This is a genomic window from Brevibacillus sp. FIR094 (genome assembly GCF_050477165.1).
Lineage (GTDB): Bacteria > Bacillota > Bacilli > Brevibacillales > Brevibacillaceae > Brevibacillus.
In genome coordinates, this window is the sequence record NZ_JBEAES010000003.1 from 99275 (window position 1) to 118816 (window position 19542).

Genomic DNA, 19542 nt, shown 5'->3' on the forward strand with positions numbered 1-19542 from the left:
TTCCTGACAAACATATGTTTTCATTTTTAGTGGTATACATATTTTTCAAGAACAACCAGAAATGGAGTGGGCATTTGGATGGAAACAATGAAGCCACCTATGGAAGTGTTATATGCTAAACAGCTGAATGCGCTGCGATCCCATGATACAGGGACAAAACCTCCCAATTGGCTGATGTCGCCGAGAGCTGTGCGCGATTTTATTTTAGGAACGGATGAACCCCTCTCTTATGAGGGCGAAAGTATACCGATTACGAAGAAGTTCTATGGAGACGATGTGCTTATTGAGCGCGCGATCGTCACGTTGGCAGGCAATCGCGGCTTGATGCTCGTCGGTGAACCAGGAACGGCTAAGACGATGTTGTCTGAGCTGCTGTCTGCGGCCATCTCCGGTACGAGCACGAATACGATCCAAGGCACCGCTGGCACGACTGAGGATATGATCAAATACTCTTGGAACTACGCGATGCTGCTGGACAAAGGTCCTTCGCTGCAAGCGCTGGTTCCTTCGCCGCTATACACCGGTATGAGCAAGGGGATTATTACGCGATTCGAAGAAATTACCCGTTGTCCTTTTGAGGTTCAAGACGTGTTGATTAGTATTTTGAGCGACAAGGTGATGAACATTCCCGAGCTGTCAGACGGCATCCTGTTTGCCAAGCCCGGTTTTAATATCATTGCAACAGCGAACTTGCGGGACAAAGGCGTCAATGAAATGAGCAGCGCGCTCAAACGACGTTTTAACTTCGAGACAATCGCGCCGATTAACCATGTGAAAATGGAAGCACAAATTATCGAATCCCAAGCAAAAGTGATTCTGGAGCAAAGTGGCGTAAACATCGAAATCGATCGTGATGTGGTTGAGATATTGGCGACGACCTTCATGGAACTGCGTATGGGTGAGACTAAGGAAGGATTCAAAATCGATTCCCCTCAATCCGTGATGAGTACAGCCGAAGCGGTATCCGTCTATGTCCAAAGTGCAATGACGTCCCATTACTATGATGGCAGGCCAATTTCCATGGATCGACTGGTACAGAACATGCTGGGAGCGGTCGTCAAGGAAAACCAAAAGGACGCAAATATCCTGAAAACCTACTTTACCAAAGTGGTCAAAGAACGGGCAAAGGAAGAGGGTCTATGGGGAACATATTACAACGAGAAGAAATGGATCAAATAAACGGTCAAGACCGCTTCATCAAATCATTCGTCGAAGAAGAGGTATACAACCTCAGCAAACAGGTCGTCTATTTCCCAGTTCGTCATCATAGTCCTGCCTGCGCGTTTCATTTGAAAAAAACGATTGAAGCGTATCAACCAGAAATCATTCTGATCGAAGGACCGGACCATAGCAATCATATCATTCCGATCTTGACGGATGAACGGACGAAGCCTCCTGTGAGCATTTATTACGCGTACGCCTCAGGGGAGCAGAAATACGTCTGTTACTTTCCGTTTCTTCTGTATTCGCCGGAATATGTGGCCTTAGTCGAAGCAAAACGCCGGCAGATACCTGCTGCTTTCATTGATCTAAGCTACGGAAGTCGCCTGGAAAGCTTGGAAGACGGCCATGATTTGAAAAAGAAGAATGAAAAGCTGTCCTATCATGATGAGCGCCTGCTGGCAGGCTCGCAGTTTATTCTGCGATTATGCCAGACGATGAAATGCCGGAACTTCGATGAGCTGTGGGAAAAGGTTTTTGAGATTGATGGTATCCGCAAACAGACGCAGGATTTCGTCAAGGATGTCTTTGCCTACTGCTACCTGTCTCGAAAATGCTATGATGACGCCACTTTGGAAGCAGAAGGCGATTTGATTCGCGAGGCGCACATGCGTCAAAAAATTGCAGAAGCAAAGCAAAAACATGCGAGAATTCTCGTGGTTACCGGGGGATTTCATACATACGGACTCATCGAAGAACGCAAGACTTCCTACAAGATACAAAAGGTGCAGGAAGAAAAGATATACCCGATGGTTTACACGTACCAGGAAGCAGATCAGTTGAATGGATACGCAAGCGGGATGCCGTACGTTCATTACTACGAGAGTGTGTGGAAGGCACTAGAGAAAAAGGAGCGTGCTCCCTTCTCGAAAAGCGCCTTGGTGTACCTCCCGCAACTGCTTAAAAGGCTGCGTGACAAAGGAGAAACGACATCGACTGCGGATGCGATCGAAGCGTACAGCCTCATGAACGGCTTGGCGGTCATGCGGGAAAAGGCCGAGGGCGGTGCCTATGAGTTGATCGATTCTGTTCTCTCTGCTTTTACGAAAGGCGAGCGTTCGATTGCAACCTCACAGCCGATCGAGACATTACGAGAGCTGTTGACAGGAGACGGAATCGGTGAGGTTGCTCCAAATTCACTGGATGTGCCCATTGTTCGCGATTGCAAAGACAAATGTAAATCGCTAAAGCTCGCGATCACGACAACAGGGCGCAATCAGAAGGTGCTAGAGCTGTATGCCAAGAAGTCACATCGCGAAGCCAGTCAGTTTTTTCACTGCATGCAGTTCTTAGGCACAGAATTTTGCACGAAAGATACCGGACCAGACTGGATGAACAACCGAAATGTCAATCTTGTCCGAGAAACATGGCGTTACAGCTATTCCTCCTTCGTCGAAGCCCGTCTGATCGAGAGCTCGGTCTACGGTGGGACGGTGAAGGAGGCAGCTGCTCAAAAGCTAGCCGATATGGTAAAAGAATTGCCACAGCACCAGAGCCATGAGCTGGCAAAATGGCTTATGATGGCGGTTGTGATGGGATTGGAAGAGTTGTCGGAAAGGCTCTTTGAATCTGTAGAAGAGTCCGTTAGGCAGGATGGACATTTTCTCTCCCTTTGCAAAACCTTGAAGACACTCACGATTCTTTTGGAGCAAAAACGGTTGTTCGGTCTTATCGAGACAGAACGGCTGGAGAACTTGGTGGAAGAAGTATATTACCAAGCTGTGACCAAAATCGTCGAGCAAGGAAACCCGAACCCCAACGAACTGGATGAGTTGGCCGATCAGCTCAAATTCCTGTACATGCTGAGTGAGAAGAGACAGGCGGATGATTCCCGAGAGGTTTTCAGTGATCAACTATTGGAATTGCTGCGTAACGACAAGCTCCCCGCGAAACTGGAGGGGGTAGTGGTTGCCATCTTGTGCAATCTCGAAGTGATAGAACGCGCAGAAATTTCCAGACGTGCGCGTGCTTATATGTTCGGCTCGCCTGAGCAAATGCTGCATACCGCCGCGTATTTACATGGCGTTTTTATCGTGGCTCGTGACTACCTCTTTCATCAAGAAGAAATCTTGCGCGATTTGCATCAGATGATTACAACCTTGGCCTACGACGACTTTTTGCAGGTAGTGCCTGAACTGCGATTGGCGTTTACATATTTTAGTCCAATGGAAATTAGTATGCTCTCGGAAAAAGTGGCAGCTCTCTTCCAAACGACGGTGGAACAAGTCACGAATCCAGTCATCGATGAGCGTACCTTGCGTGATGCCCGCATGCTCGATCAAGCGATCAAGGAGGAGTTTGCCAAATGGAACCTGATTTGAGCCGCGAAGCCTTGAACCGCTGGCGGTTGTTATTGGGCTCTCATGCCGAGGAATCATTGGAAGGCAGCGGAGTCTATCAATCATCCGAGTTTTCCTATCAGGAACTAGACTCGATTCTTGAGTTTTTATACAACCGTGAATACGGGGAAGAGCAAGGCTATCGAAAAGAAGGTGGCCGGGGAGATTCGGCATTGACGGTTCCCGTCTGGCTAAATAAAATCCGCAAGCTGTTTCCCAAAAAGACGGTAGAAATCCTCGAGCGGCAAGCTCTTGATCGCTATAACATGACAGAGCTGTTGACAGACAAAAAAGTGTTGGAAAGCATGGAGCCCAACATGACCCTCTTGAAAAACATCCTTCAATTTAAAGGCAGGATGAAAGGAGAGGTCGTGAAAAGTGCAAAGGAAATTGTACGCAAGGTCGTAGACGATCTGCGGCGTCAGCTGGAAAATGAGGTGCAGACCAGCATTGTCGGCAAACGCAATCGCCACAAACGCGGCTATACAAAGTCGATGAAAAATCTGGATGTGCATAAAACGATTCGCAAAAATTTGAAAAACTACGATCGCAAAAAAAGCCGTTTTATCATCGATGAGCTGTATTTCCACAGTAATATCCAGCATCACAACAAATGGAACATCGTCATTGTCGTGGATGAGAGCGGCAGTATGATGGACTCTGTGATTTACAGCTCCGTTATGGCAAGTATTTTTTACAAGCTCGCTGCCTTGAAGACGCATTTGGTTATTTTTGATACGAAGGTCGTTGATTTGAGCGCTAGACTGGATGATCCGGTCGATGTGCTGATGAGTGTGCAACTTGGTGGGGGGACTCATATTGCCCAAGCGCTCAAATACGGAAGAACACTGCTCGAAAATCCATCGAAGACGATATTTATCCTCGTCAGCGATTTGGAGGAGGGCTATCCGATCAAGGAAATGTATCGCCAGAGCAAGGAAATTATAGACGCAGGCTGCAAGTTTTTAGTGCTGACGGCTTTAGATTTCGAGGGCAACGCTACGTACAACCAGCATGCAGCAAGGGTATTGAGCGATATGGGAGCAAATGTCGCCGCGATCACGCCTGATGAGCTCGCGCAATGGATTGGAAAGGTTATCAAATAGAGAGAAGGAGGAGTAAGGAATGGTTTTACGAAAGACAGATCTGAATCCGGTTACCAAGAAATTTGTGGAGGAGTTTATCAGTGCAAGTGATCGAAACAAACATTTGTACGATGAAATCGCTGATTACGTTGCAGGTGACACGGACGAATGCCCGGCAATTGCAGAGGACCCGCGGTTTTACAGCTATACGGTTCGATCTGAATTTGACAAGCTGAAAAAACGCGGCGAGGAGCTGGCCTTCTATCGAGCAGCTGTGCTGATCTACAAGGCTAGCAACCGTTTTTATGATAAGAAAAACGTGATGGATGAGTGCTTCCTAGACCAGATTGAATTGCAGAGTATGAAGGAAATTAGTGATGCAGATATCCGTGCAAGAGATCAGAAAGCATTGGAGGCCGTGAGAAAAACGGCTGAGCATTTTGGTCCTGCCTTGTTTGGCGAATTTTTGTTAAAAGCCGCGGATGATTATCGTGCAAGTATCAGCCGTGATTACTCCTCAACATTTGATCGAGCAAATTTTTTGCTCTTCATTTCGTATGCGTACACGATTTCTCCGAGTATTTTGGAGGAAGCAAAAGAAAAGCTGATGCCGATCTATTATTACCTAGTTACAGGTGATACGCGCGAATATATAAAAGAGCTGCATACCATTTCAAAAGAAGTGGTGACCATGCAGTTTTCGAGCAATAATTTGCTGACCAACGAGTCGTTGTACCCTTTATACGTCAAAGAGAAAAAGGCTGCGCTGCGAGATAAATATTATCCAGGAGAGCAGGTCAAGGAAGGCTCCCTTTTGAACCAGAAGCATTTGAAGCGTTATATGGAGCTAGTCATCAGCTTGCTGTACTTCCGCATTCACGTCAAAGGCGGGATCAGTGCATTCCTGAAGAAGGAAGAGGAGATGGATCGGGAGCTACACAATACCTTGCAAATCCTTTTTGACATGTTCCCGCTTGATATTTTGTCCGAAGATAAGAGACTGTTTGGACTCGTGCACATGGAGGAGCCTTACGATCTACTGCTGGGACTGCGCGAGCATTTGCTATCCCCGCCGACAAATTGGGAGCAAGTGAAGCTACTGGTGCTGGAAGACGTAGCGAAATCAAGACGTGCGCTTGAGCTTGCTTCGATTCCGATGGTAAAAGGATTCTTACACAAAACACTGGCGGCAGAAGGCGTAGATCTCTCCGATTTCCAGCCTTCTTTGGAAGGGATTATTCAAGACGCACTGCGACGTGCGAAGGGCTCGATAAAGCTGGCGAGCTATTTGGATGAAAAAGCTGTCCTAGAGGATGTGCTCGAGCATGTGCATCTGGAGGACTTACAACTCGTAAGGCAGCAGATGATCCTGCTGAGCTTCTTGCCTGTGGACCATCCGTTTATTGCGCGTCTGATTCCGTTCATGTGCCAATACAAAGACAAGTCCAATCGCAGAGTAGGCCATATGTGCTTCGCTCATGCGTTCCAGGATCGATTGGCCGCCATCATCGATCAATATCAGAAGGACGAAGCTGTAGATATTCAGACACTTTTCTTTCAGATTTTGTCGATCAAGGAAATGCACTATTATTACACAGACGTCAATGAAGAGGTGTATCGTTCGTTGGTCGTAGCGAATCCGGAAATGAGTCTGGCTCAATTTGACAAGCTGGATACAGAGCTTCGCGTGTTTGTGATGCAAACCCTATTAGCAGCAAAGGAGACGCTGTCAGAGGAATTGCGCAACCAAGCGATATTGCTCGGATTGGGTGACAGCTCGAAGAAAGTGAGCGGCCTCGCTGGTGCAGCGTTTCTTCAAGCCAAAGACAAGGAGCTTTATTTGCACGTCTATCAAACCGAGAAAAAAGCAAAGGTCAAGGAAATGGCGCTTGATGCGATTCGCTCCCTGGACAATAACAAGGAGATTTTCCAAGAGCTGTTGACAACAGAAAAGAGCAGCAAATTTAAAACGCTGCTGCAAACATTTATCGATGCCGAGGAGCAAGGGCCAGATGCGAGCTTGACCCATTTGGGCAATCTGACCGACAAGCGCAAGCTCACACGAATTAAATGGATGCCACTGGAGCGCATGCCAGTCCTTCGCGACCAAGACGGCAACGAGCTAGGTCAGGAAGTAATGGAGTACATGCTAACCGCTTCGATTGATTTCCCGACAGCGCCAAACCAGCTGGTACTTGACTTGAAACCATCTCTGCAGGCGGCATCTGTTGCTGACTTTACCGTAGAAGTCTTGCGCACATGGCTCGATAATGGAGCAGTGGCCAAAGAAAAATGGATCATGCCGCTCTGCGTCGCTTTCGGAGATCGACGTATAGTCGATACGATTGGTCAGTTGATTAAGGATTGGACAGATCATTCTCGCGGTGCTTTGGCTGCTGAGGGCGTGCGTTCTCTGTCGTTCTCGAATGATTTGACTGCGCTGCGTCTAATCGACCAGATCAAGCGTACGATCAAAAACAGGCAAGTCAAATCAGCAGCAGAAGAGGCGCTGTCCATGGCGGCTGCGAATCAGAACATTTCCGCGATGGAACTGGAAGACCGACTGGTTACCACGCTTGGTTTCGATGCGTCTGGCAAGCAAGTGTTTGACTACGGCGACCGCACCTTCACGGTCAAAGTCAGCAACGAGCTAGAGCTGGAAGTCACGAACGACAGCACAGGAAAAGCGGTCAAAAATCTACCTGCACCGTCCGCAAAAGACGATCAGGAGAAGGCAGAACAAGCGAGATTGACTTTTGCTCAATTGAAAAAAGACCTGAAAAATATGGTGAAAGTACAATCTCTTCGTCTGGAGGAGTCCCTGTCCAAATCACGCTATTGGTCAACGGCAGCGTGGAAACGTCTATTTGTGGAGAACGTGTTGATGCAAAAATTCGCAATTGGACTCATCTGGGGTGTATACGAGGACGGAAAACTCGTAGATACATTCCGCTATATGGACGATGGAACATTTAACACCGTCGACGAGGATGAATATGAGTTGGCAGATGAGCAGCTCATTGGTTTGATTCACCCACTGGAGCTGGATGAAGAGGAGTTGAACGGCTGGCGTACTCAGCTAGAAGATTACGAAATTACTCAGCCATTCGAGCAGTTGAATCGTGAAGCGTTCCTGCCAACGGAAGAAGAAATAAAAGCCAATGAATTGCTCCGCCTACCTGTTGAATCGTATTCACCTACCGCTTTTGCGAAAATGATGGAGAAATTCGGCTGGGTCAAAGGAACGCCGCTCGATGCCGGTTATTATTATGAGTTTTACAAGCTGTATGATGGAATGGTGGCTGAGTTGAAAATCAGCGGGGCGAGCATTTCGTATTGGGAGGGCATGGAGGATGTGAAGCTGGAAGCGTTGGCTTTCTATCCAAATAAAGATGCCGAGTACAAGCATTTTTACTTCAAACCAGTGGATCGGCTGAAGCTCACCGATATTCCAACACGCATTTTCAGCGAAACCGTTTATGATGTCATGCGAGCAGCAGGAAAATAACGATGGCGGATTTCACATCAGAATTTCATCGGTTTATCGCGCTGTGCAACGAAGAGTATCTAATCAAATACGCGAACAAAGGAATTTACAATCGTTCCATCAAGGAAATGGAAAAAGGAATGACCATTTCTTACGAGTTTGGGGACGATTACGTCGAGTGTGCGCTGTCAGATGACAGCGTATGCCGACTTCATGCAGATATTAATCGCTTTTCCTGCTCATGTCCATCTGACAAGATATGCAAGCATGTCATCATCTCCATCGTCTACTATGCTCAAAACCATTTGCAAGCAGGAGCAGAGACCGCGGAAGAGCTTGCGACCTACAAGCCTGACTTTAGCTGGCTCTTGCAATTGCAGCCGACTCACATTAGTAAGGCTTTTACCCCAGCTCAGCTGGAAGAAGTGCTGTTTCGCCTCGACTATTTCGAGGAGATGGAGGTCGTTGAAACATCCTTTCTAACCATGACATTGCGCACCCAAGATATATCCGTATCTTTTGACAGTGAATCGGAGATCGGGAAGAGCATGTGTAGCTGCAAGGCGAAAGGCAATTGTCTGCACAAGCTGGAGGTCATTTTACGCTATCGGGCCATGCATCAGCTACAGGATCGTGAGCAGTTACAAGCATCCGTAACTGATGTCAGCTACGAAACAGATGTCGTAGCGGAAGCCAAATCGCTGATCGCAGAGATTATTGGCATTGGCTTGGCGAAGCTATCCCAGACGATTTGTTCACGGCTGGAGCTGCTTGCTATTGCTGCGCATAACGGCAATCTACCCCGCGTGGAAAAGGATATTCGCGGCATTCATGGGGAGCTGAACTTATTTTTTCAGCGTCATGTCAAGTTTTCAACGGAAGCGCTGCTCGATCGACTTTCCCGGGTGTATCTGAGTTTGCTTGCCCTAGAGAAGACCGATCACACCGAAGCGAAAAAGCAGCTACTTGGCAGCTTTAAAAGTAAGTACCATATGGTTCCGCAGTTAAGTCTGTATGCTTTGGGAGCAAATCCATGGGAGACGCGGTCAGGGTACAAGGGGATTACGTATTACTTTTATTCGCTCTCTGATCAGCGCATCTACACGTATACAGAGGCGCGCCCCGTGTATTATGAAGGCATATCCTTTTCCTTCAAGGACAGCTATAAAGGCAAGGTACCCTGGGGCGAGTTGATTTCCATGGAGGAGCTCTCTCATTCACAGGTCATCCTGACACAGGCGAAGACGAATCGGGAGCAGCGCTTGTCTTCCAGTGAAGAGACGCGGCTAACCATCGTTCCCAGGGATAATATCGAAGAGCTGGATCTCGGCAAGGTGCTCGTTGGCGACTGGTCAAGTGACTGGAAGGACCCGGCAGGCGATATGTTTGAGACTGCGTTGGACTCGATTTTTATATTGAAAGCGAACAAGTTCAATCAAGTCGAATTCGATCAGAAGGCGCAGCAGTTGATTTTGACGATCGAAGACGAGCAAAGTCATTCCCTCCAATTGAGCATCTCCTATCAGGGGGAATTCGCCCGCAATATACGTCATCTCGAACAAAACAAACGGCTGCTAGAGTTGCGCGATGTGTATTTGCTTGTGCAAAAAATAGCAGATGGGCTTTATCCGATCAGCATCATGCAGGGCAAATCGCTGACGAGCTTTAAGTTAGACCTATAACGGTGAGGGAGTGGACATACAATCATGGAGGAGTTATATTCCTTTACCGAAAAGCTGACTGATTGGCAGGAACGCTTGTTACTCAAAGGAATCCATAAGCTTGACAGGCAAGATTTACAGGAGCTGAAAAAGCTGCAAGAGCTCGCGGCCGAATACGATATGAGCTTCCTCGCCTCATTGATCGAAGACCTACAAGTGGAGGGCAATCGCTATTTGCAGGAAGTAAAAGCGGATGCGGAATTGTTAACGCAGCAGTATTTGTATGTGGTGCAGTACGTCAATATGATGAAAAAGCCTATGACTCGATCATTATAATAGGAGCTAGTGAAGAAAGGGAGATTCTTGAAGAGTCTCTCTTTTTTCTTTTGCTTCCTGTCAGTTGCTCACAAGGGGCTTTCGCTTAGACATTTCGATCAATGGATGGTCGTCCTCCTTCAACCTGTGCTATCCTTTTTCTGGAGAATTTTCAATATGGGCTGTTAAAAAGTGAATTTTTCAGTTAATCTTTGAACAACTCTCTCGCTGCCATAGGGGAGAGTTTTTTGTTTATAAATAAAGTTGTAAAGAAACTGAAAATAAAGGTAAACAAAATGAAAATATAATGACAGAATATTGTCTAAAATAAAATATGTTTGAATGGTAAAATATTTGCAACTAGAATTGGGGGAACACAGATGAAAAAGAAGAGCTTTTATCACACGCTAATTGCCATGACAATCGCAGTATCTGCGGCTTTGGCAGGGTGTTCGTCGGGGCAGGATGCGTCCACTAGCGCTGGACAAGCAGGGGGTACTGCGGAAGCTGGAAAAACAGGAGGAACTCTCGTCATCGCTCGTCTGTCCGATGCGAACAACCTCGATCCGCATTTCCTGTCCCAAATCCCTTCAGCAGCAATCGTTCATCACAAAGTATACGAAGGGCTTGTCCGCATGGATAAAGAAAGCAAATACGTCCCATCTCTCGCAAGTGAGTGGAAGCAGCTCGATGACTTGACGTGGGAGTTCAAGCTGCGCCAAGGCGTGACGTTCCATGATGGCGCACCATTCAATGCGGAAGCGGTAAAGGCAACAATCGCTCGCGTTCAGGACCCTGCCGTTGGCTCCAGTCGGATTAATATGTTTGAAGCAATTAAAGAAGTGAAAGTAGTAGATGAGTATACCGTACAGTTTCTTCTTAATTACCCGTACGCACCGCTCTTGTCAGTTTTGGCGAGTGCGGAGGGAAGCATCATCAGCCCGAAAGCCATTGAACAATATGGAAAAGATTTGAGCAAGCATCCAACCGGTACGGGCCCGTACAAATTCGAAAAATGGACGCCGGGCCAAGAAGTAGTTCTCGTAAGAAACGATAGCTATTATGGTGGTACACCAAACCTGGATAAAGTCGTTTTCAAAACTGTGCCAGAAGACACGACTCGCCTAGCGATGGTTGAGACAGGAGAAGTTCAAGTGGCAGAAAACCTGCCTGTGACAGACATCGATCGCGTGCAAAATTCTCCATCGATGCAGTTGGGTCGATACCCTGGGTTCTCTGTCGATCACATCGGATTGAATACAAAGAAAAAACCTTTTGATGATGTGCGTGTCCGTCAAGCCATTGCCCACGCAATCGACAAGAAGACCATAATTGAAGGCGTTTACAACAGTGTGGGAACGCCAGCTCACTCCTCGATTACACCAGCGATGGTTGGGTACAGCCCGAATGTAAAAGACATTCCGTATGACGTCGAGAAAGCCACACAATTGCTCGCAGAGGCTGGATATCCGAACGGCTTCAAAGCAAAAATCGCGTTGAATGACAACAAAGCACGGATTAGCGTAGCCGAGGTTTTGCAGCAACAGCTGAAGCCAATCGGTATTGACCTGCAACTGGATGTCATGGAATTCGGGGCTTATATCGAAGCAGCATCCAAAGGGGAGACAGACCTGTTCATGAGTGGTTGGGGGAATGCTACGGGCGATCCCGATTACAACCAAGCGAACCTGTATCACTCGAAAGCACATGGCGCACCTGGTAATCATTCTTTCTACAACAATCCAGAAGTGGACAAGCTGATTGACGAAGGACGCAGAGAACCTGACGCAGAAAAACGCAAACAAATCTATGAAAAAGCACAACAAATCGAAATGAACGAAGCTCCGCTTATCCCGTTCCGATTCTCCGAGAACTTGGCCGCGATTCAAAAGAATGTACAGGGTGTATGGATTAGCCCTGCAGGCCATATCGAGATTGACGAAGTAACGATTCAATAATACGAGGCGCCGCTGACATGATTATGTCAGTGGCGTATTTTGGTTGAAAAGTAGAACGCCATCGCCTAAGATAGATTATATTTTGTTGACCAGCGTGTAGCGGAGGTGGAATGACGTGAAGCAAGGAAAAACGAATGCAATGCGGATATTGGATAAAGAAAAAATCACATACACCATGCTGACATATGCGACGGATGATGGAAAAATCGACGGAATCGCTGTCGCCCAAAAGATCGGTCGCGAAGAGAATGTTGTCTATAAAACATTGATTTCGCAAGGGACGAGCAAATCGTATTATGTGTTTGTCATTCCCGTTGAAGCTGAGCTTGATCTCAAAAAAGCGGCCAAAGCAGTCGGAGAGAAAAAGATCGAGATGATTCCCGTGAAGGAGATCACCAAAGTATCTGGCTATATTCGTGGTGGATGTTCGCCAGTGGGGATGAAGAGGTTGTTTCCGACGGTGATCGATCAACGAGCACAATCGCTAGAGACGATCATTGTCAGTGGCGGAAACATTGGCGTCCAGATCGAGATGGCAGTAGAGGGCTTGTTACAAGCAACGAAAGGCTCCTTAGCAGATGTATCTGCAATCTAAAGTAAAAAGGCCACGGCATTAGCTGTGGCCTTTTTGCTATTTATAGAAAGAGTCCCGTCCAAACTTGGATAGGGGTGTCGCATGAGCAGCAGTTTACTTCACCAGCAAGATAAGGAAGATGGGCAAGCAGCTCTTTATCCTCAATCTCAAGAGCACGTCGGTATAATCCCTGAAGTCCGCTGTCATTTGTCATGTCCGGTCTTTTGGCGATGATTGAAAATCGTTTCGCTGTACCGTGAGAAACGGGATCGTCTTCGTAAGCAAACAAGATCTTCTCCTCTTCATCGGGCCATATGTAGATAGATTGATCACAAGTCGGACAAACCGTTACATATTCGTCTCCCGCCGAAAAGGTGAGAAGCATGTTAGCAATGTCTTTGTCCCCACGAAGCGCAGCGTCCGCAGCCAGTATGTAGCGCTTGTCTGCATCATGCTCTCCCATCCGTGCTAGATGAAGGATTGATTCTGTTTGCTCGGTCAGTGATAGAATGGCATGGCGGTATTCACGATAGATCTCTCTGATAGTCTCTTGATCCAATATTGGTATGTGATCTCGTAAAAACTCCGATGGTATATCCATATGAGGCTCATTATCGCTACTGGCTTCGAACATGCCGCAGGTTATGAAGATGTCCAGCAGAATATCAGTGCTCTCAGTTTTTAAAGCGATCTCTACTAAATAGGGGACAGAAGCATATGTACATGGATAAATCGTATTTTGATGATACAGAAGCTCCCAATACAACTCTTCTTTTTCCTCGGAAAAATAGTCGTGCTGAACATGCTGGATGAGCGCAGGGACGCGATCAGACAAACCATAAGGACCTTGTAGCTTACCCCATACTGGACTTGCTAAATCTAGCATCAGAACATCCCCTCTCTTGCTGAAATGATCCACTATTCCCATTATCATAGTAAAATTTTCCTCATTCTGCTATAATTTGAGAATGATTATCATATGCATTTTTCGCATCGGATGGGGTGGACAGAGTTGAGTTCTACAGATATTCAAGAAAACATTCATCTTTTTTTCGACAAAATGAATCTGGAATCACAAAATGTGGATCAGAAAACAAATCTGACCCTTCATCCTGAGATGGGTGAGGGGTATGTTCGTCGGTTTCTTCCTCGGTATGATATGGAAGTTGTTGTATCCGACTATACATTTTACCGATCACAGAGCATCTCTCTATCTACGAAAAGCCCTATGGTAGAGCTTAATTTTTGTTTAAAAGGGGAAAGAGGCATAAGCGTGGAAGGCAAAGAGCACCAGTTGCTGCCAGGACTTTGCTCGCTTCAATTCATGGCAGAAGTGGAAGCAAGGTTTGAATATGTTGGAAATGAGCCGTTCTACATGCTTGGCATCGGTATTCCTGTGTCGACCTTTCATCATTTTATGGAGGAGGCGAATGGAGAGCGTTCCATTGAATTCGGACAAGTTCTTGGAAAACAATCGTTTCGTATCTTTCAGGAAAAGTTGTCTCCTGCCGCTTCCGTTGCACTCCAGCGTGTAATGAAGTACGGCACCAAACCGGGAACGAAAAAGGTTGAGATGGAAACTGGCGTTTTGGGACTGCTTTCGATGGCGTTTCAATCCTTCTTGCTTGGTAGCGAAAGGGCGTCTGTTCCCTTATCAAAAAGAGACAAAGAAAAGATCGCGCAGGCAAGGGTGATCATGTTGGAATGCATGGCAGACCCGCCTTCATTACCTGAGCTGTCCCGAATGATTGGTTTAAACGACTACAAGCTGAAGACAGGTTTTAAAGCAATGTTTGGCACGACCGTTTTTGGCTACTTGCGAGAAATGAGGTTGGAAAAAGCCTTATTTTTACTTCAACAAGGGGAAATGAATGTGACCGAAACCTCGAGTGCCATCGGATATACGAATTCGAGCTACTTTGCGGAAGCATTCCGGGAGAAATATGGAGTCAACCCAAGCGAATTCGTGAGACGTTCCTCTAACAGGTAGGCTCAGTATCCCGATAACCAGCAAACTATTCCGTCTACAGGTAGTATGGATGACCGACCAGTAGTATCATTTGGGGGCGTTGATAACGAATCTCATTTACATAATGTTTTATGTAGGAGACCCTCAAAAAGGAGAGAAGACGGAGTATGCAGCTACAAGGTACTGTTTTTATCGCCCTTGCTATCATTTTCGTTCTGATGATAACAGGATGCGATGGAGGAGCGGCAAACACAACTGCACCAATTACGAACAAACAAGCGGGACACCAAGGCTCAACGCCTGCAAAGAGCGAGAGTGCTTTTCCAAGGACGATCTCGCATCTATCCGGTGAAACGGTCATTCAGGAAAAACCGATAAAAATCGCGACACCGTACATTGCTTTTGTTGACTATTTGGCCGTCTTGGATGAGTATCCGGTTGCTGCCCAAGGTGTATCGACCATTACAGCGAATTTTCCCAGTCTCAGTAAACGAGTGGCGGATAAAAATATTATCGATCTGGGGATGGAGGTTGATCTGGAGAAGCTGCTGGCCGTTCAGCCTGATGTCATCATTGCCGCTGATGACATGCGCGACCAATACGAAAAATTATCGCAAATTGCACCAACTGTCATCTTGCGACAGGCTGGGGATTGGCGTGAAACCCTTCAACAAATGGCAGCCATTATTGGAAAAGAGGAGAAGGCTACGAATGTGCTAGCCGAGTTTGATCGAAAATCCGCGGCATACAAAGAACAGCTCGCCTTTCGCAGTCAGGAGTCAGTCATGTTCGTCATGTACAGAGGGAAAGAGCAGTTCATTACTTGGAACGATGGACGGTTCGATCCATTTTATGATGGACTTGGCTTGAAGCAAACGGAAGGGGCCAATGAAAATGGACAGCTTTCATTGGAGAGCCTCGCTCAATTAAATCCAGACCATCTGTTCGTCATTAATAATTGGCAAGCGCCGATTCAAGGTGGAGTGAAAGAGGCCTTGAAAGGAAGCAACGTCTGGAATAGCTTGAACGCTGTCAAAAACCACCGGGTCTATGAATTGGCAGACCCTTCGTTACCTGGACCGATGGCACTAGCGAAAATAGACGGGATTGAAGAAATCATGAAAGCGATGGGTAAGCAAAAATAACGGGTACGGTCACCTTCCTGTATACTTAATCACATAATCGGAACGACTCGGTAAGCAACTAAAGGAGATCCATACGTCATGAAATCAGACCGAATAAATTTCCCAGCGGGGTTTTGGGCGGGATTACAACGACTAGGGATTGCCCCCCTCGCCCTAGTTCGCAGAGCACGCCTGCCGCTTACCATTCTTACAGAACCAGCTGTAGTCACCACTGCCCAATATTTCAGAATCTGGCAAGCGTACGCCGATCTAGTTGGTGACACAGCTATGGGAATCATCAAGCTTTCCACCACCTTTGAAGCGGCACAATACCCACCGACTGTTTTAGCGACCTACCATGCTCGTGACTATCGCGACGCGCTTCATCGAATGGCCCGGTACAAACAGCTGTGCCCTCCTGAAAGGTTGCGTATAACAGAGGAGGGCGAGCGCTGTACAATCGAATTGGAGTGGATGCACAGCGAGCAACCCGGACCACCAGTCCTAGTTGGAACCACGCTAGCCTTTCTTCTAGAACTTGGTCGCCGGGGCACGGGCAAGCGTTTAACTGCACAGTCCGTGGAATTTTCTCACTCGATGGGGGATGTCACTGCTCTTGAAGCTTACTTTGGCTGCCCGATACGGATTGGTGCCACCGCTAACCGATTAACAATCCATCGACGCGATCTGGACCGCCTCTTTCTTTCGTATAACAAAGAATTGTTGGAGATATTGACACCTGTATTGGATCGATCATTGGATGAGCAGGGCAGTCATTCGATTGCTGAGATGGTCAAGTGGATCTTGAAGCGAAGTCTAACCGGAGGCCGCCCTTATATTCGAGCTGTTGCCAGCGAGCTGGGCATGAGTGATCGTACCTTGCAGCGCCGCCTTACGGATGAATGCACAACGTTCAAGCAACTGTTGACACAGGCTCGACATGAACAGGCTCGAGAATACTTGGCCGACCCCAAGCTCGATATAAAAGAAGTGGCCTTCTTAATTGGCTATGAAGATCAGAACTCTTTTTACCGGGCCTTTCGCCTTTGGGAAGGCGATACACCTTCCAATTGGCGTTCCGAATACTTTAGGGTTAATCCCGCCGTCAAAGAATTCCCAAGCTAATCCATTCCAAGCAGGGCTACCATTTTTTCAGTTTCACTATTTGGCGGGTTAAGCAAGAGATTTGGCGTTGTACGCTAGTTACCGAACGATCCACACAAAGTACGATAATCTCTATCCGGAGCACAAGGATGTTCCAAGATTAACTTCTAGTCAGCTTGCTGCGAATGACTACAAAGGAGACAAGTGTTATGGATATGGGATTAAGGAACAAAACAGCTTTCGTAACTGGATCGACGAAAGGGATTGGGAAAGCAATTGCCACGGAGCTTGCCAGAGAAGGAGTCAATGTCCTCGTAAATGGACGAAATAATGATGAGGTAGAACGAATCGTACATGAATTGAAGTCGCAATTCCCGGATACTTCTCCTCAGAATGCTACAGCCGATATTGTGGATAGGCAGCAAAGAGACGCTGTATTTGAGAAATATCCCCACGTGGATATTCTCGTTAATAATATGGGTATTTATGAAATCATGTCCTATGAAGAAGTTGACGATGAAGTATGGGAAAAATACTTCCGAACAAATGTCCTTGCCGCTAATGGATTATCGAAATTTTACTTGCCTACCATGTTGAAGAACAATTTTGGACGAATTATCTTTATAGCAAGTGAAGAAGCGATCATGCCTTCAGGGCAAATGCCTCAGTATTGCATGACGAAATCGATGCTATTATCACTGTCAAAAAGTCTATCTAAACTAACGGTAGGAACTGAAGTCACCTCCAATACAATCATGCCTGGACCAACGCTTTCCGAAAATGTCTATCAAATCATCGATAGCTTGTTTCCTGATGATAGGGCATTTTCGGAAAAAGAGAAGCAATTTATGGATGCAAACCTGCCCCAATCCGAATTACAGCGGTTTATCAAGCCTTTTGAAATAGGCAGACTGGTAGCATTCGTATCCAGCCCTTATGCAACCGCATTTAAAGGTTCACCAATCCGTATAGACGGGGGCATGGTGCCAACTATTTTTTAACAGGTTGGAACCGTTATATCCTCACAAGCTGTATGAACGCTTGGGATTTACGCGAGCGATAGAGAAAAACTTTTCAAACGGGAGACACTTGTGAAAAGCTACTGGCTGCAACTGTAAGGAAGATACACAAAAGTCCTGATGCATCTGTTCATCAGGGCTTTTTCTTTGCTTACTCTGTTTGGAACGAACCGAAAATCTCCAGGTAATGTGCATTGTACATGATGCCGAGTACATTCCCAAATGGATCAAGGACAGAAGCCGTTTTGAATCCGTCACCACGCTGGATTATGGGTTCGTACTCTCTTGCTCCCATGGATAACAACTTATCCAGAACGGATTCGATATCGTCGACGTGCCAGTACATCACAGCGCCACCCGGACCAGGTACCGCAGCAGCAGGTGCGAAACGGCGATCAATAAGGCCTAGTTCGTGCTTGTAGTCTCCAATGCGAAACTCGACATAGGCGAGCTGTCCATCCGGTCCTGACCGCTCGAAGTACGGCGCATTGCCCAGTAGTTCGGTGTACCACTTTTTTGCCGTCTGTACATCATCCGCCCAATAACTGATCGTAGCAAAGCCCCGCAAGGTTTGGTTGTGACTCATCATCGAAGTTCCTCCTTTAAATGGATAGTACTTCCGATTATAAGGACCAACTACTGACAACTGTTTGTCAGTAGTTTGAAATTATTTCCCCTTAACTGTACTTACTCAGCACATCAAAAAACTCTTTCAGAAAATGATAAAAAAGCTTTTCAGAAGGGGGAAGCTCACGGTTGTTGGGGATGATAATGCCCACTGTTCGCGTCACCAATGGCTCACTGATCGGGATTTTCACTGTCTCACGGGGAACGTTATCCGTTAATGTAAGCTCTGGCAACAAAGTGACGCCCAAGCCTGCCGCCACCAAACCTTTAATGGCATCGATGTCTTCCCCTTCAAAAGCAACTTGAGGAGAAAAGCCCATTTGCGAGCACGCATTGACAGCGATAGTGCGGAGGATGAAACCGGGTGGAAACAACACAAAAGTATCTTCCTGCAACTGACTGAGACGCAAGCTCGGTTGCTTGGATAGCGGGTGCTTCGCGGGCAGTAGTGCCACGATATTTTCAGCGAAGAAGATGTGGCTGCGCACATTTTTTTCCTGAGTGGGTACAGGTCCAAGAAAAGCCAAGTCGATTTCACCGTTGATGACCGAATCGATCAATCCCTGATAAGAGCCTTGCTTTAATTGAAACCCGATGTCCGGATACCGGGCTCGAAAACCGGAGATGACTGTTGGCAGGGGATTGGCGGCGAGGCTGCTCGTAAAACCAACACGAATCGTGCCACGTGACGGGTCGAGGAACTCCTCAATCTTCTCTTTTGCCTTCTCGATTTCGTTCATCGCCATTTCGACATGCTGCAAAAAGATTTTTCCAACTGCCGTCAGCTTGATATTGCGACCTTCGCGGAGGAACAGCGACACACCGAGCTCCTCCTCCAGATTGGCGATTTGCCGACTGAGGGCAGACTGGGCGACGTGCAAATGATGTGAGGCTTCGGTGAAGTGCTCTCGTTTGGCAACCTCGATGAAGTATTGAATCTGTCGTAGCTCCATGAATACCCCCACCTTACCCATTTATCTCGATTTGAGATAGATTTTGCATAAATTATATATTGTTTGTATCGTTTCACTCAATCTAAAATTAACATACCAGAGAGAG

Annotated in this window: 15 protein-coding genes; 12 read left to right on the top strand and 3 right to left on the bottom strand. The window is 46.9% G+C overall.

Features of this window, described 5'->3' with window-relative positions; all coding sequences use genetic code 11:
- Positions 1-78: 78 nt before the first annotated feature.
- The 8 genes from ACQ5DJ_RS03430 (at position 79) to ybaK (ending at position 12661) form a co-directional block, all read left to right on the top strand.
- Positions 79-1179: an ATP-binding protein gene (locus ACQ5DJ_RS03430; RefSeq protein ID WP_173628577.1), complete on the top strand. Its 1101-nt coding sequence runs from the start codon at positions 79-81 to the stop codon at positions 1177-1179.
- Positions 1140-3542 carry a DUF5682 family protein gene (locus tag ACQ5DJ_RS03435; protein ID WP_429841190.1) on the top strand — a complete coding sequence of 801 codons (2403 nt, stop codon included), beginning with the start codon at positions 1140-1142 and terminating at the stop codon, positions 3540-3542. The genes ACQ5DJ_RS03430 and ACQ5DJ_RS03435 overlap by 40 nt, the downstream gene beginning before the upstream one ends.
- On the top strand, positions 3527-4666 hold the full coding sequence (locus ACQ5DJ_RS03440) for a VWA domain-containing protein (RefSeq protein ID WP_429841191.1): 1140 nt from the start codon (positions 3527-3529) through the stop codon (positions 4664-4666). The genes ACQ5DJ_RS03435 and ACQ5DJ_RS03440 overlap by 16 nt, the downstream gene beginning before the upstream one ends.
- A gap of 19 nt (positions 4667-4685) precedes the next feature.
- Positions 4686-8153, top strand: a complete 3468-nt coding sequence (locus tag ACQ5DJ_RS03445; protein ID WP_429841192.1) for a DUF4132 domain-containing protein — start codon at positions 4686-4688, stop codon at positions 8151-8153.
- Positions 8154-8155: 2 nt separating this feature from the next.
- A complete protein-coding gene (locus tag ACQ5DJ_RS03450; protein ID WP_429841193.1) occupies positions 8156-9814 on the top strand; it encodes a hypothetical protein in 1659 nt (552 codons plus the stop codon).
- Between the two features lie 24 nt (positions 9815-9838).
- Positions 9839-10129: a hypothetical protein gene (locus ACQ5DJ_RS03455; protein ID WP_429841194.1), complete on the top strand. Its 291-nt coding sequence runs from the start codon at positions 9839-9841 to the stop codon at positions 10127-10129.
- Between the two features lie 359 nt (positions 10130-10488).
- The gene (locus ACQ5DJ_RS03460) at positions 10489-12066 is read left to right on the top strand and encodes an ABC transporter substrate-binding protein (protein WP_429841195.1); all 1578 of its coding nucleotides are present in this window, start codon (positions 10489-10491) and stop codon (positions 12064-12066) included.
- 115 nt (positions 12067-12181) lie between these two features.
- Positions 12182-12661 (top strand): Cys-tRNA(Pro) deacylase, encoded by a 480-nt coding sequence (gene ybaK, locus ACQ5DJ_RS03465; protein ID WP_429841196.1) that lies wholly within the window; start codon positions 12182-12184, stop codon positions 12659-12661.
- A 40-nt stretch (positions 12662-12701) separates the two neighbouring features.
- Here the strand turns inward: ybaK and ACQ5DJ_RS03470 are convergent, their stop codons facing one another.
- On the bottom strand, positions 12702-13526 hold the full coding sequence (locus ACQ5DJ_RS03470; protein WP_429841197.1) for a hypothetical protein: 825 nt from the start codon (positions 13524-13526) through the stop codon (positions 12702-12704).
- 387 nt (positions 13527-13913) lie between these two features.
- On the opposite strand from ACQ5DJ_RS03470, the gene ACQ5DJ_RS03475 reads away from it, so the two are divergent.
- The 4 genes from ACQ5DJ_RS03475 to ACQ5DJ_RS03490 all read left to right on the top strand — a co-directional run bounded on the left by ACQ5DJ_RS03475 (position 13914) and on the right by ACQ5DJ_RS03490 (position 17838).
- Complete coding sequence (locus tag ACQ5DJ_RS03475; protein ID WP_429841198.1) at positions 13914-14630, top strand: helix-turn-helix transcriptional regulator; 717 nt, start codon at positions 13914-13916, stop codon at positions 14628-14630.
- A 146-nt stretch (positions 14631-14776) separates the two neighbouring features.
- Positions 14777-15754: an ABC transporter substrate-binding protein gene (locus tag ACQ5DJ_RS03480; RefSeq protein ID WP_429841199.1), complete on the top strand. Its 978-nt coding sequence runs from the start codon at positions 14777-14779 to the stop codon at positions 15752-15754.
- A 78-nt stretch (positions 15755-15832) separates the two neighbouring features.
- Positions 15833-16858 carry an AraC family transcriptional regulator ligand-binding domain-containing protein gene (locus tag ACQ5DJ_RS03485; protein ID WP_429841200.1) on the top strand — a complete coding sequence of 342 codons (1026 nt, stop codon included), beginning with the start codon at positions 15833-15835 and terminating at the stop codon, positions 16856-16858.
- A gap of 188 nt (positions 16859-17046) precedes the next feature.
- Entirely contained in the window at positions 17047-17838 is a 792-nt protein-coding gene (locus ACQ5DJ_RS03490) for an SDR family NAD(P)-dependent oxidoreductase (protein WP_429841201.1), read from the top strand.
- A 169-nt stretch (positions 17839-18007) separates the two neighbouring features.
- Here ACQ5DJ_RS03490 and ACQ5DJ_RS03495 read toward each other — a convergent pair whose 3' ends face one another.
- Both ACQ5DJ_RS03495 and ACQ5DJ_RS03500 read right to left on the bottom strand, forming a co-directional pair.
- On the bottom strand, positions 18008-18442 hold the full coding sequence (locus tag ACQ5DJ_RS03495; protein ID WP_429841302.1) for a VOC family protein: 435 nt from the start codon (positions 18440-18442) through the stop codon (positions 18008-18010).
- Between the two features lie 91 nt (positions 18443-18533).
- Positions 18534-19436, bottom strand: coding sequence for a LysR family transcriptional regulator (locus ACQ5DJ_RS03500; protein WP_392427870.1), 903 nt, complete (start codon positions 19434-19436; stop codon positions 18534-18536).
- Between the last annotated feature and the right edge of the window lie 106 nt (positions 19437-19542).